Source organism: Janthinobacterium aestuarii, assembly GCF_046113285.1.
GTDB lineage: Bacteria > Pseudomonadota > Gammaproteobacteria > Burkholderiales > Burkholderiaceae_D > Janthinobacterium.
In genome coordinates this window covers 3,629,387-3,642,754 of record NZ_CP142524.1, presented here as the reverse complement: position 1 = coordinate 3,642,754, position 13,368 = coordinate 3,629,387, and the positions used below count along the sequence as shown (strand labels likewise).

Sequence of the window (13,368 nt, the reverse complement as noted above, 5' to 3'; positions counted from 1 at the left end):
TTATAAGGTATCACATGGTTTCCATCTCGGCCCCGAATAGCGCCACCTCGGAACAACTGGTAGAGGGCTTGAGTGCGCCGGACTGCGCGCGCGTGCTGGACGCGCTCGCGTATGCCACCGCAGCGTATGGCGACAAGCAGACCTTTGCCGGCCGCTCCGCGCTGGACTTCGCCATCGGCGTGGCCACCACCCTGGCGTTCCTGCGCAGCGATGCGGAAACGCGCATCGCCGGCCTGATGTTCGAGCTGACCTTGCTGGAACCCGATACGGCGGCCGACATCGAGCCGCGCTTCGGCAAGCAGGTGTGCGACCTGGCGACAGGCGTGCGCCAGCTGATCCGTTTGCGTGCGCTGACCCAGGCGCAGCACGGCGGCGCTGCCGGGCGCGGCAAGAATGCGGCGCAGCAAGCCGTGGCCCAGGTGGAAACCTTGCGCAAGATGTTGCTGGCGATGGCGTCCGACATGCGTGTCGTGCTGGTGCGCCTGGCCGCCTGCGTGACGACCTTGCGTTACTTTGCCGATTTAAAACTGTTCAATGAAATGACGCGCGAATACGGCAAGGAAACGCTGGATTTGTACGCGCCGCTGGCCAACCGCCTCGGCATCTGGCAACTGAAGTGGGAACTGGAAGATTTGTCGTTCCGCTTCATCGAACCGGAAGCGTATAAACGCATCGCCAAGATGCTGGAAGAAAAGCGCATGATGCGCGAGGGCTTCGTGTCCTCGGCGATTCTGCGCCTGCAGACGGAACTGGCTTCGGCCGGTATCCAGGCGGAAGTGTTTGGCCGCCCGAAACATATTTACAGCATCTGGAACAAGATGCGCGGCAAGGAACTGGATTTCACGGCCCTGTACGACGTGCGCGCCTTCCGCGTCATCGTTGCCGACGTGAAAACCTGCTATACGGTCTTGGGCGTGGTCCACAATATCTGGACCCCCATCCCGAAGGAATTCGACGATTACATTTCGCGCCCGAAACCGAACGGTTACCAGTCGCTGCACACGGTGGTGACGGCCGAGGATGGCCGCCCGCTGGAAGTGCAAATCCGCACGAATGAAATGCACAGCTTTGCCGAATACGGCGTGGCCGCGCACTGGCGCTACAAGGAAGAGGGCGGCTCGAACTTTGCCGGCCAGAAGTACGACGAAAAGATCGCCTGGCTGCGCCAGTTGCTGGCCTGGAAAACGGAGGTGGCCGACGCCGTCGTGGGCCAGGAAGAAATCCAGCGCGAATGGGTGGAAAAGCTCAAGTCCGCCACCCTGGACGACCGCATCTTCGTCATGACGCCGCAGGCGCGCGTGCTGGAGTTGCCTGTCGGCGCCACGCCCGTCGACTTTGCGTATCACCTGCACACGGACGTGGGCCACCGCTGCCGCGGCGCCAAGGTCGACGGCATCATGGTGCCCCTGAATACGCAATTAAAGAATGGCCAGACTTGCGAAATCATCACGGCCAAGGGCGCGCCGGGCACGGCCGGGCCGTCGCGCGACTGGCTCAGCGCCGGCTACGCTGTCAGCACGCGCACGCGCTCGAAGATCCGCGCCTGGTTCCATGCCATCGACATGCAGGAAACCCTGGCCCACGGCCGCGCGCTGGTGGAAAAATCCCTGCAGCGCGAAGGCAAGACGGCCGTCAACCTCGAGGCGCTGGCGCAAAAGCTGGGCTTTGCCAAGGTCGACGAATTGTTCCTGTCGGTGGGCAAGGATGAGTTCAGCCTGCGCCACGTGGAGCAGGCGCTGCACGACAATGGCGAAGTGGTGGTGCCGGAAGACGCCGTGCTGGTGGGCAAGAGCCGCGCTTCCAGCGTGGAGCAGGGCGCCAAGTCCGGCGTGCTGGTGGTCGGCACGGAAGGCTTGATGACGGTGCTGGCCAAGTGCTGCAAGCCGGCGCCGCCGGACAGCATCGTCGGTTTTGTGACGCGCGGCAAGGGCGTTTCCATCCACCGCGCCACCTGTAAAAACTTCGAGGAAATGCGCGCCAAATCGCCCGAGCGCGTGATTTTTACCGAATGGGGCAGCACGGGCGGCCACGACACCGTGTATCCGGTCGACATCTTTATTCTGGCAGGCGACCGCCAGGGCTTGCTGCGCGACATCTCCGAAATCTTTTCGCGCGAAAAGATCAACGTCATCGGCGTCAACACCCAAAGCGCCAAGGGCCAGGCCCGCATGACGTTTACGGCCGAGATCAGCTCGACGGCGCAGTTGTTGAAGGCGCTGAATGTGATCAAGGATGTCAGCGGGGTCCTGGAAGCGCGGCGCAGTTAGTTGGAGTTACCCCGAGAGCAGAGGCTGGGGTCAGACCCGGCGGGTCTGACCCCGGTCTTTGCCGTTGGGTTCAATTAATGCGTCTTGTCACCCTGATGTAACCCCGCCATTGCCGCCGTCTCCGGCTGCAAAGTAATATGGTCGATGCCATGCTTGGCCAGCAACATCTTCTTGATCGCGCGCAAGACCTTTGGCCAATGGTCGAGGTGTTCGATTTCCACGTGGCCGATCAGGGCCGGCTGGCCCGGCGACATGTCCCACACATGCAGATCGTGCACGGCGATCACGCCGTCCACTTGCTCCACGTCCGTGCCCACTTCGATGTAGTCGATGTGCAGGGGCACGCCTTCCATCAGGAAGTGGTACGACTCTTTCAATACCCCGAAAGTCGATTTCAGGATCAGCAGCGATACCAGCACGGACAGCAGCGGGTCGATCTGCATCCAGCCCGTAAAGTAAATCACGGCGCCCGCGACGATGGCGGCGACCGAGCCGAGCAAATCGCCCATCACGTGCACGAGGGCCGCGCGCGTGTTCACGCTTTGCTTGTCTTTCGACAGTACCCACGCCACCACCACGTTGATCGCCAGGCCGATGAAGGCGACGATGAAGACCATGCCGCCCTTGACAGGTTGCGGGGCGGAAAAGCGCAGCACGGCTTCATAGCAGATCCAGCCCACCACGCACAGCATGGCCAGGCCGTTGACGAAGGCGGCCAGCGCTTCGGCGCGGCCGAAGCCGAACGAGTGGCGCGGCGAGGGCGGGCGGCGCGCGATGATCTGCGCCAGCAGGGCCAGGCCCAGCGCGGCCGCGTCTGTGACCATGTGGCCCGCATCGGAAATCAAGGCCAGCGAATTGGACAGGAAGCCGGCCGCCACCTCGATGCCGGCAAACGACAGGGTCAGGCCCAGCGCCCAGGCGAGGATGCTCTGGCTGCGGCCCTCGAAAGAGTGGGTGTGCTTGGCGTCGCCTTTCAGGTGGGCGTGCAAATGGGTGGCGTCGTGTTCGGTGTGGGTCGGCTGCATGGAATGCTTTGTTGAATGAGGTTGCCGCCAGTGTAATTGAAAAGCAACAACATAGTCGGCACGTAAAAAAACCTGCAGGCCTAAAGGCACTGCAGGTTTTTGCTGAGATACATCATTTACTGCGCGGCCGTCTCGCCAAACTTGCCTTCGCGGAAATCCTGTACGGCCTGGAATACTTCCGCCTGGGTATTCATGACAAACGGGCCATACTGCGCGATCGGCTCGTTCAAGGGCTGGCCGGCGACGAGGATCACGCGGCCGCCTTCCGGTGCTTCGATGCGCACGCCGTCGCTGCCCGGTGTGTTGGCGAAGATGGCCATGCGCAGGGCGGGCACGGCCTTGCCATCGACCCGCACTTCGCCGCGGAACGTGTACAGGAAGGCGTTATGGCCTGGCGGCAAGGGCTGCTCGAAGCTGCTGCCAGCTGGCAAGTCGATATCGAGGTACAGCGGTTCCGTCAATTCGCGCTGCACGGCGCCCGTCACGCCATGGCTCTCGCCGGCGATCACTTGCACGGCCACGCCTGCGTCCGTCGTGTAGCGGGGGATTTCGCTGCTCGTGAAATCGCGGTACCACGGCGTGCGCATCTTGTCGCGCGCGGGCAGGTTCAGCCACAGCTGAAAACCTTCCATCACGCCTTCTTCCTGTTCCGGCATTTCCGAATGGATCACGCCGCTGCCGGCCGTCATCCATTGCACGCCGCCCGACGTCAGCAAGCCTTCGTGGCCCGCGCTGTCCTTGTGGCGCATGCGCCCCGTGATCATGTACGAGACCGTCTCGAAACCCCGGTGCGGATGCTCGGGGAAGCCGGCGATGTAGTCGTTCGGCTTGTCGCTGGCAAAGTTGTCGAGCATCAAAAACGGGTCGAGACGGCGCTGCAGCTGCTGCGTCAGCACGCGGTTGATCTTCACACCGGCGCCATCCATGACGGCCTGGCCGGCGATCACGCGCTCGACGGCGCGTGGCTTGTTGACGGTGGTGATGTCGCTCATTGTTCTCTCCTCTAGGCCGGGACGGCGCCAGTGCGCCGTCCCTTTCACTGCTGGGAATTACACCAGGATCGCGTTGATCTCGGCGTCCGCTTGCGCCTGCGCCTTGGCCACAGCTTCCGGGCCCATGCCCATGCCTTCCGAATACACGTATTGCACGTCGGTCAGGCCCAGGAAGCCGAACATGGTGTTCAGGTAAGGCACCTGGCTATCGTTGGCGCTATCGCGGTGCAAGCCGCCGCGGGACAGGCCCACGTAGACTTTCTTGCCGCTCAACAGGCCCACGGGACCGTTTTCCGTGTACTTGAAGGTGACATTGGCGCGGGCAATCGCGTCGAACCAGCTTTTCAGTTGCACGGTGATGCCGAAGTTGTACATCGGCGCGCCGATGACGATGACGTCAGCTGCCTGCACTTGCGCAATCAGCGCGTCGTCCAGGGCGATGCGGGCCGCCTGTTCCGGCGTGCGCTTGTCGGCCGGCGTGAACAGCGCTTGCAGGGTCGGCTCGTCGAGCACAGGGTGCGGTTGGGCAGCCAGGTCGCGGCGGACCAGGGCGGCGCCAGGGTTGGCCGCTTGTACGCGGGCAACGATGGCGTCAGCCAGGCGGGTCGAGGCGGAACCGGTGCTGCGGGCGCTGGAATTGATTTGCAGGATGTTCATCTTGTTTTCTCCGTTGTGAGGTGTCTTGCGATGGATGAACTATAGCAATTCCAAAAACCATCCGGAAGCCGTTAAAATGGATAACATTAATCCACCAATGGAACAATCAAGACTATGGATATCGATCCCGGAGATTTGCTGCTGTTCGCCCGCGTCGTCGAGTGCGGCAGTTTTTCGCGCGCCGCCGTGCGCGTGGACTTGCCCAAGTCGACCCTGTCGCGCCGCATCTCGCAGCTGGAAGCGAAGCTGGGCGAGCGGCTGCTGCTGCGCACCACGCGCAAGCTGGCGCTGACGGAATTTGGCGCCAGCCTGCTCGAGCACGCGCGCAAGGTGGTCGAGGAAACGGAGGCGGCCGGCGCGCTGGCCCAGCACCGCCAGGCGGGACCCAGCGGCTTGCTGCGCATCTCCATGCCGGCCGACTTCGGCGACGCGCTGATGCGCCAGGTGCTGGCCGAATTCGTGCGCCGCTATCCGGCCATTTCGCTGGAACTGGACTTGTCGGCGCGCCGCGTGGATTTGCTGGAAGAAAATTTCGACCTGGCCATCCGCATGGGCAACTTGCCCGACGACGCCAGCCTGTCCGCGCGCCGCGTGGCCTTCAGTACGCTGGCCCTGTATGCCTCGCCGCAATACACGAGCGTGCACGGCTTGCCCGAGCATCCCGACGATCTGTACGGTCACGATTTACTGAGCTTGCCGCGCGCCGTGCATGGCCTCGTGCATTGGACTTTGATCCGCGGCAAGACGACGTGGGAGCGCGACTTGCCCGTGCGCTTGCTGGCCAATTCGCCGGAACTGCTGGTGCGCATGGCCTGCACGGGCGTGGGCATCGCGGCCAGCACGGACCGCTTTGCCAAGGCCTATGTGGCGACGGGGGAATTGGTGCGCGTGCTGCCGGAGTGGAGTTTCCCGCTGGTCACGGGTTGGGCCGTGTTTCCCGGCCGGCGTTTGATGCCGGCCAAGACGCGCGCGTTTCTCGATCTGATGGAGGAGATGTACCAGACTGACGCGCCCGTGTAGGCGCGCATCCTGTTGGCTTAGCTGGGCACGTTGCCCATGACTTCGCCCAGTTGCACGGGGCCGGCCGGTTGCCAGTTGGCGTTGAATTGCACGGTGTCTTTCGGGAACAGCATGACGACGGTGGAACCGAGCAGGAAGCGGCCCAGCTCTTCGCCCTGTTTCAGCACGACATTGTCGTTCGCATAGCTCCAGTCGCGCACCTGGCCCGTGCGGGGCGGGTTGACGACGCCGTGCCAGACGGTGGCCATGCTGCCGACGATGGTGGCGCCCACCAGGGTCATGACGAAGGGGCCGTTGGCCGTGTCGAACACGCAGACGACGCGCTCGTTGCGGGCGAACAGGCCGGGAATGCCGCGCGCCGTCGTCGGGTTGACGGAGAACAATTCACCGGGCACATAAATCATGCGCGTCAAGCGGCCGTCGCACGGCATGTGGATGCGGTGGTAGTCGCGCGGGCTCAGGTACAGGTTGGCGAAGCTGCCGTGTTCGAACTGGGCCGCCAGCGCCGCGTCGCCGCCCACCAGGGCCGTGGTGCTGAAGTTGTGGCCCTTGGCCTGGAAGATCTGGTCCTTGTCGATCTTGCCGAACTGGCTGATGCGGCCATCGACGGGGCAGATGTAGTCGGCCTTGGCCAGCGGACGGGCATCGGGGCGCAGCGCGCGCGTGAAAAAGTCGTTGAAGCTCGTGTAGTGCGTGATGTCCGGGTCCAGCGCCTCATCCATGTTGACGTTGTAACGGCCGACGAACCAGCGGATCAAACGCGTGGTCATGGCGCCGCCTTTGGCGCCGGCGATCCGGCCGGCAAAGTTGGTCAACGCTCCTTTTGGAAGCAGATATTGAGGCAGGACGGCAAGACGGTCAGACACGATGGGAAGCCTTTGACGGGGTGATGGGAACAATGGTGAAAACGCATTATAGCGGCGATGTGGCGCGCAATGATATGCGCCGTATGCAAGGGGGCGTATCGCAGCCTGCCGCCGAATTTAATTTGCTATAGGAAATATTTTCAGGAAACTGTGCCAGTCAGAAAAAATTACAGCACAATACGGCGGCCTGTTTTTTAGCTTTCAGCCATTTTTATTCAGCCAACTTTTTTCAGTCAGGTCATGATGCCACGCCGTTGCCTCCGCCTCACCGTCCTTTGTTCCGCCGTTTTACTTGCATGGAATGCCCATGCCCAGCAATCCGAAACGCCGGCCGTTGATACCGCCGCCGTGCCGTTGAAGGCCGAAAAGGCTGAAAATCCCATGCAAACCGTCGAAGTCAAGGGCAGCGGCTACGATCCGCGCCGCGACGATACCGCCAGCAAGATGATCGTGGGCAGCGAGGAAATCCTCAAGTATGGCGACACGAACGTCACCGACGTGCTCAAACGCTTGCCCGGCATTACCGTGTCCGGCGCGGCAGGGCGCTCGGGCGGCGAAATCCGCATGCGCGGGCTGGGCAGCGGCTACACGCAGATATTGCTCAACGGCGAACGGGCGCCGGCCGGTTTTTCACTCGACACCCTGTCGCCCGACGTGATCGAGCGCATCGAGATTTTGCACGCGGCCAGCGCCGAGTACAGCACGCAGTCGATCGCCGGCACCATCAATGTGGTGCTCAAGAGAGCCGTGAAGACGGCGCAGCGCGAACTCAAGCTGGGTGTGCAAGGCAGCGACGTGAGCTTTTCGCCCAGCGTGAATCTGCAACTGTCCGACCGCGACGGCAATTTTTCATACTCGCTGGCCGGTTCGCTGTACCGCTACGACTACCATTACGACAATCCCGGCCTGGAACTGGGCTACGCGCCCGACGGCCGGCAAAACCTGCTGCGTCGCACGAACGGCACGGGCGATGGCCGCCCGGAAGGCATCAATCTGTCGCCGCGCCTGAACTGGGTGCTGGCCAACGGCGACAACGTGACGGCGCAATTCTTTTTCAACGGCGGACGCTCGAATCACCGCAATTTCAGCCGCGCGGAAACAGAACTGGGCGTGCGCCCCGACTACGACACGAATACGGGCAGTTCCAGCAACCACAACGCCTTCGGCCGCAGCGACCTGACGTGGATGCACAAGCTGGCCGGCGGCGCCAAACTGGAACTGAAGATCGGCGTCTCGGCCGCCCGCAATACGTCCGACAGCCTGCAGCAGGGCTTTATCGACGGCGGCGGCCTGGCGCTCGAGCGCAAGGTGGGCGTGAAGGCGACGGAAAACGGCGTCAGTTCCACCGGCAAGTATTCCTCGCCCCTGCTGCCCGGCCATGCCCTGTCGATGGGCTGGGATGGCGCCTACACGGAGCGCGAGGAAACGCGCCGCCAGCGCGAAGCGGCCCTGGGCGTGCGTCCGCCCGTCAACAGCGACGAGGGTTTCGACGCCACCATCAAGCGCCTGGCCCTGTACGTGCAGGATGAATGGGAAATCACGCCGCGCTGGTCCATGTATGCGGGCGTGCGCTGGGAAGGCATCGATACGCGCAGCGCGGGCGATACCTATGACGAAGTGAACCAGCGCACCAGCGTGTGGAGCCCGCTGCTGCAAACCCTGTGGAAGTTGCCCGATACCAAGGGCGACCAGGTGCGCCTGGCCCTGACGCGCACCTACAAGGCGCAGCCCACGTCGAGCCTGATTCCGCGCCGCAATACCTCGACGAACAACAGCCAGACGGACCCTGACCGCGAAGGCAATCCCTACCTGAAGCCGGAGCTGGCGCTGGGCATCGACGCTTCGTACGAGCACTACTGGGCCGAAGGCGCCTTGCTCAGCGCGCGCGCCTCGGCCCGCCGTATCGATGGTTATACGCGCCAGGGTTTGCTGTTTATCAATGACCGCTGGGTCTCCACGCCCGTCAACGATGGCCGCGCCAATACGCAGACACTGGAACTGGAAGCGAAGTTCCCGCTGCGCGCCGTGATGGCCGCGCCCGTGCCGGCCATCGACCTGCGCGCCAGCGTCAGCCGCAACTGGTCGCAAGTGGAGCAGGTGCCGGGGCCAAACAACCGGCTCGACCAGCAAACGCCCGTCAGCGGCAATGTCGGTTTCGACTACAAGACGCCGGACGGCGTCTTGACCACGGGCGGCAGCTTCAACTTCCGCAATGGCGGCCCCGTCCGCATCACCGAGCGCCAGAGCGCCTACACGTCGCCGCGGCGCGACCTCGACATTTATGCGTTGTGGAAATTCGATGCGAAGAACCAGCTGCGCCTGGCCGTGTCCAACCTGCTGGCGCAAGACTTCGAAAGCGACACCATCTATACGGATGCCAGCGGCACGATCGTGCGCAACAGCATTTCGCCGAGCTCGCCGCAGGCGCGCGCCACCCTGGAAATGAAGTTCTGATGGCGATGTTCTCGCGCTGAAAATCCCGGCCGGCATCCCCGCTGGCCTATAATCTCGGCAATTGCGCGCGCGGCCAGCCCGTGCGCGCCGCCTTTTCATTTGCCAAGATTGCTTTCCCCATGACGTTTTCCTCCCTCGGCCTGATCGATCCCCTGGCCCGCAAACTCGATGAGCTCGGCTATGCCAAGCCCACGCCCGTGCAGGCACAGGCAATCCCGGCCGTGCTGGCCGGGCGCGACCTGATGGCCGCCGCCCAGACGGGTACGGGCAAGACGGCCGGCTTTGCCGTGCCGCTGCTGCAGCGCCTGACCCTGGAAGGCGTGGTGGCGCCGCAATGCGTGCGCGTGCTGGTGCTGGTGCCCACGCGCGAGCTGGCCGAGCAAGTCTATGCCAGCTTCCGCAGCTATGGCGGCAACTTGCCGCTGCGCAGCTTTGTCGCCTATGGCGGCGTGCCCATCGAGCCGCAGATCAGCAAGCTGCGCAAGGGCCTCGACGTGCTGGTGGCCACGCCGGGCCGTTTGCTGGACTTGCAGACGCAGGGCGCCGTCAAGTTCGAGCAGGTGCAGACGCTGGTGCTGGACGAAGCGGACCGCATGCTGGACCTGGGCTTCGAGCGCGAGCTCGATATATTGCTGATGACGATGCCCAAGCAGCGCCAGACCCTGCTGTTCTCTGCCACCTTCTCGGACGCCATCCGCGCCATGGCGAAAACCATGCTGAAAGACCCCGTGTCGGTGGAAGTGAGCGCGCGCAACAGCACGGTGAAAGCCGTGAAGCAGTCGGTGATCGTGTGCGACAAGAAACGCAAGCCGGAACTGTTCTTGCACCTGCTGAAGAAAAAGCGCTGGGGCCAGGTATTGGTCTTCGTCAAGACGCGCAAGGGTGTCGAGCTGCTGGTGAACACCTTGCTGGAGCAGGGCGTGCGCGCCGATTCCATCCACGGCGACAAGACCCAGCCGAACCGCCTGCGCGCGCTGGCCCGCTTCAAATCGGCCGAGGTGCAGGTGCTGGTGGCCACCGACGTGGCCGCCCGTGGCTTGGACATCGACCAGTTGCCCGTCGTCGTCAATTTCGACTTGCCGACGGTGGCGGAAGACTATATCCACCGCATCGGCCGCACGGGCCGCGCGGGCGCTTCGGGAGAGGCCATTTCCCTCGTCTGCGCCGATGAAGTCGAATTGCTGTCGGCCGTGGAAGCGCTGACGCGGCAAACCCTCAAACGCAACGAGGAGCCCGGTTTTGAGGCGGAACACCGCGTGCCGGGCACGTCCGCCGGAGGCACGATTCAGAAAAAGATCGTGAAAGTGCTGGCGCCGAAGGCGGCGGAGCGGGCGAAAAAGCGCCGTTTTTATAAGTAAAGGACGCACAAGGCGCGCAGCACGGATATCGCATTCGTGCCATCATGCGCCATGACCTCGATACCTTTGTTCCCGCTCAATACGGTGCTGTATCCCGATGGCTATCTGCCCCTGCAGATCTTCGAGGTGCGCTACCTGGACATGATACGTCAGTGCATCATGGGCGAGCAGCCGTTCGGCGTGGTGCAGCTGCTGGACGGCGCCGAAGTGCGCAAGCCGGGCCAGCTGGAAACCCTGGCGCCCGTGGGTACCCTGGCGCGCGTCATCGACTGGGCCGCGCCCTTGTCGGGCTTGCTGCAAATCAAATGCATGGGCATGCAGCGCTTTCACATCGTCTCCAGCGAACAGCTGAAAAACGGCTTGTGGATGGCGCAGGTCGAAACCTTGCCGCCCGATAAAACCATTCCCATCCCCCAGGAGCAGCAGAACGTGGCCGACGCACTCGGTGCCCTGATCCGCACCTTGCAGGAGCAAAAGATTCCGCCCGATCAAATGCCCCTGCAGCCGCCGTACCGCCTCGACGAGTGCGGCTGGGTGGCGAACCGCTGGTGCGAGCTGCTGTCCCTGAGCGCCATGCAAAAGCAATTGCTGCTGAGCCAGGACAATCCCGTGCTGCGCCTGGAACTGGTGCAGGATATGCTCACGGAAAACGGCTTGCTGGAAGAGTAGACACGCCAGCCCGCATGTTTTCTCGCGCTTCCGTTGTGCAATTGCAATTTCTATTGAGAAATACTTTACGCTTTGCCGCCGCTGGCATAAGATAATGCCCCTGGGCAAGATTGCCCTGGGCAACATTCAAGAGCAGACGACATGGCAAAAGTAAGCGCGGAACAGATCAATGCGGCAATGGAAGCGATGGCGGGTGAAGGCCAGGCCATCACGGTGCGCGCCTTGCGCGAACGGCTGGGCAACGGCGCCTGCCTGGGTACCATCAGCAAGCTCTTGCAGCGTCGCAAGGCGGGCGCGCAGCGCCAGATCGCTGCCGCCGCCGAACTGTCGCCCGTGCTGCAGCAAGCCATCCTCGATTATGTAGGGCAGGAATTAAGCGCCAGCCACAGCGCGCATGAAGCCGAGATGAACGACAATCAACAGGAATTGATGGACCTGGCCAGTGAGAACGAGCGCCAGCAAGAGTTGCTCGACCTGCAGGCGGGCGAGCTGGAAACCTTGCGCGAGGAACTCGAGCGCGAGCGGCAGGTGGCGAATCAGGCTAGAACGGACCTGGCCAAGGCGCAGCTGCGCCTGGAAGGCTTGCCGCGCCTGGAAGAGGCGGCCGAACAGGCGCGCATGGACCTGGCCAAGGCGCAATTCAAGCTCGAGGGAATACCGCGCCTGGAAGAGGCTGCCGAAGCGGCGCGCGCGGAACTGATCCAGGCCCAGCTGAAGCTGGAAAGCCTGACGCGCGTGGAAACGGAACTGGCGGCCGCCCGCCTGGAACTGGAAGCGGAACGCGAAGAGCTGGGCGAAACGCGCGCCGAGCTGGACGAAGAACGCACCTTGCGCATCAAGGCGCAGCAGTTTATCGTCGATCCGATCTTCAAAACACCTGTCTGAGGACGCCTGGCCTAAGCTGCTGCGCGTCGGTATAGGTAGCTCGCGACGGTTTTGTCAGGTGTCGATACGTCGGGGGAATATGTCATGCGAGCCTTGCTGGCTTAAAATGGCGCACTGTCGCGCCATGCCATGCCATGTGACGCCTTGATCGCAAAGAAGGTTTATGTCTGTAGAAAAAGAAGTGCCGCTCCCGCTTGCGGCCGCCCCCATCGCGCCGCGCGCGCTGCCGCCCCGGCCGCCAGCCGAATTCAGCTCGCCCGAAGCGGCCCTGGCACGCAAGCTGGCGCGCGAAGACAAGGATGCGCAGGTGCGCGGCGTTACGTCCATCGATGCCATGCGCGAGGCCATCAAGCGGGCGGCGCGTGACTTGCCCGCCATTACCGAAGTGCCGCGCCTGGCCATGCTGGACGCCGCCGCCTTCCGTGCGCGCGCCGCGCTGGGCTTGCCCTTCCTGATGCGCGGGCTGGTGCGGCGCTGGCCTTTGTCGGCATTGGGGCCAGAGGTCTTGCGCGAACGGTTCAGCCACGTGCCCGTGCGCGCGCGGGTGGGCGACTATATCAACACGGCGTTCGCGGCCGACCGCGCCATGCAGGACATGTCGATGGGGCAATATCTGGATATGGTGGAAGAAGGGGCGCACGCGTTGCCGCCGTACCTGGGCAACCTGGAATTGCGCGAGCTGAACCGTCTGTGCCACTGGCCCACGTATTTCGACAAGATGGGCCCGCCGCGCTTCTGGGTGGGGCCGGCCGGCACGGTGACGCCCCTGCATTGCGATTACGACGACAATATCTTCGCGCAAGTGTGGGGCCGCAAGCGCATCTTCCTGTCGCCGCCGCACCACGACGCCTTCCTGTATCCCAGCGAAGCGAACGCCATCCTGTTCGGTTCGCCCTTCGACCCGGAAGCGCCCGATTTCCAGCGCTTCCCCCTGGCAAGCCAGGCGACCATGATCGATTGCATCGTCGAGCCGGGCGACATGCTGTACGTGCCCGCCGGCTGGTACCATCAGGTGCGCGCGCTGACGTTTTCGCTGTCGTCTAACCGCTGGGCCAGGGCCATGCCGCTGGCCTTGCATGGAGATACGGCGCTGCGGCGTAGCGAGGCCTGATCTTATGGCGCGATGGCCAGTGCCTGCAGGCGCAGCGCGGCACCTCGTGCTGGCAGCGGAAACC

11 protein-coding genes are annotated in these 13,368 nt (G+C 63.4%); 7 read left to right on the top strand and 4 right to left on the bottom strand.

The window, feature by feature from the left end; all coding sequences use genetic code 11:
* Window positions 1-14: 14 nt before the first annotated feature.
* The gene (locus OX462_RS16200) at window positions 15-2,267 is read left to right on the top strand and encodes a RelA/SpoT family protein (RefSeq protein WP_070221556.1); all 2,253 of its coding nucleotides are present in this window, start codon (window positions 15-17) and stop codon (window positions 2,265-2,267) included.
* Between the two features lie 74 nt (window positions 2,268-2,341).
* Here OX462_RS16200 and OX462_RS16195 read toward each other — a convergent pair whose 3' ends face one another.
* The 3 genes from OX462_RS16195 to OX462_RS16185 all read right to left on the bottom strand — a co-directional run bounded on the left by OX462_RS16195 (window position 2,342) and on the right by OX462_RS16185 (window position 4,941).
* Window positions 2,342-3,292: a cation diffusion facilitator family transporter gene (locus OX462_RS16195; protein ID WP_070221555.1), complete on the bottom strand. Its 951-nt coding sequence runs from the start codon at window positions 3,290-3,292 to the stop codon at window positions 2,342-2,344.
* 116 nt (window positions 3,293-3,408) lie between these two features.
* Window positions 3,409-4,284, bottom strand: a complete 876-nt coding sequence (locus tag OX462_RS16190; RefSeq protein ID WP_409026547.1) for a pirin family protein — start codon at window positions 4,282-4,284, stop codon at window positions 3,409-3,411.
* A 57-nt stretch (window positions 4,285-4,341) separates the two neighbouring features.
* Window positions 4,342-4,941 (bottom strand): FMN-dependent NADH-azoreductase, encoded by a 600-nt coding sequence (locus OX462_RS16185; protein WP_409026546.1) that lies wholly within the window; start codon window positions 4,939-4,941, stop codon window positions 4,342-4,344.
* Window positions 4,942-5,055: 114 nt separating this feature from the next.
* Between OX462_RS16185 and OX462_RS16180 the strand changes: the two genes are divergently transcribed.
* Window positions 5,056-5,961, top strand: a complete 906-nt coding sequence (locus OX462_RS16180) for a LysR family transcriptional regulator (RefSeq protein ID WP_070311834.1) — start codon at window positions 5,056-5,058, stop codon at window positions 5,959-5,961.
* Window positions 5,962-5,978: 17 nt separating this feature from the next.
* Here OX462_RS16180 and asd read toward each other — a convergent pair whose 3' ends face one another.
* Complete coding sequence (asd, locus tag OX462_RS16175; protein WP_409026545.1) at window positions 5,979-6,827, bottom strand: archaetidylserine decarboxylase; 849 nt, start codon at window positions 6,825-6,827, stop codon at window positions 5,979-5,981.
* 381 nt (window positions 6,828-7,208) lie between these two features.
* Here asd and OX462_RS16170 point away from each other — a divergent pair, with 381 nt between their 5' ends.
* From OX462_RS16170 to OX462_RS16150, 5 genes are all read left to right on the top strand, one after another.
* Window positions 7,209-9,281, top strand: a complete 2,073-nt coding sequence (locus tag OX462_RS16170; protein ID WP_409026544.1) for a TonB-dependent receptor plug domain-containing protein — start codon at window positions 7,209-7,211, stop codon at window positions 9,279-9,281.
* A 119-nt stretch (window positions 9,282-9,400) separates the two neighbouring features.
* On the top strand, window positions 9,401-10,639 hold the full coding sequence (locus tag OX462_RS16165; RefSeq protein WP_070221583.1) for a DEAD/DEAH box helicase: 1,239 nt from the start codon (window positions 9,401-9,403) through the stop codon (window positions 10,637-10,639).
* A 51-nt stretch (window positions 10,640-10,690) separates the two neighbouring features.
* A complete protein-coding gene (locus tag OX462_RS16160; RefSeq protein WP_070287945.1) occupies window positions 10,691-11,308 on the top strand; it encodes an LON peptidase substrate-binding domain-containing protein in 618 nt (205 codons plus the stop codon).
* A gap of 141 nt (window positions 11,309-11,449) precedes the next feature.
* Window positions 11,450-12,193 (top strand): DNA-binding protein, encoded by a 744-nt coding sequence (locus OX462_RS16155; protein ID WP_046684938.1) that lies wholly within the window; start codon window positions 11,450-11,452, stop codon window positions 12,191-12,193.
* Window positions 12,194-12,356: 163 nt separating this feature from the next.
* Complete coding sequence (locus OX462_RS16150; RefSeq protein ID WP_121669205.1) at window positions 12,357-13,304, top strand: cupin-like domain-containing protein; 948 nt, start codon at window positions 12,357-12,359, stop codon at window positions 13,302-13,304.
* Window positions 13,305-13,368 lie beyond the last annotated feature (64 nt).

Coding starts and splice junctions, on each gene's coding strand:
- OX462_RS16195 (WP_070221555.1), bottom strand. CDS start 3,292: ATGCAGCCGACCCACACCGAACACGACGCCACCCATTTGCACGCCCAC.
- OX462_RS16165 (WP_070221583.1), top strand. CDS start 9,401: ATGACGTTTTCCTCCCTCGGCCTGATCGATCCCCTGGCCCGCAAACTC.
- OX462_RS16180 (WP_070311834.1), top strand. CDS start 5,056: ATGGATATCGATCCCGGAGATTTGCTGCTGTTCGCCCGCGTCGTCGAG.
- OX462_RS16200 (WP_070221556.1), top strand. CDS start 15: ATGGTTTCCATCTCGGCCCCGAATAGCGCCACCTCGGAACAACTGGTA.
- OX462_RS16150 (WP_121669205.1), top strand. CDS start 12,357: ATGTCTGTAGAAAAAGAAGTGCCGCTCCCGCTTGCGGCCGCCCCCATC.
- OX462_RS16160 (WP_070287945.1), top strand. CDS start 10,691: ATGACCTCGATACCTTTGTTCCCGCTCAATACGGTGCTGTATCCCGAT.
- OX462_RS16190 (WP_409026547.1), bottom strand. CDS start 4,284: ATGAGCGACATCACCACCGTCAACAAGCCACGCGCCGTCGAGCGCGTG.
- OX462_RS16185 (WP_409026546.1), bottom strand. CDS start 4,941: ATGAACATCCTGCAAATCAATTCCAGCGCCCGCAGCACCGGTTCCGCC.
- OX462_RS16170 (WP_409026544.1), top strand. CDS start 7,209: ATGCAAACCGTCGAAGTCAAGGGCAGCGGCTACGATCCGCGCCGCGAC.
- OX462_RS16155 (WP_046684938.1), top strand. CDS start 11,450: ATGGCAAAAGTAAGCGCGGAACAGATCAATGCGGCAATGGAAGCGATG.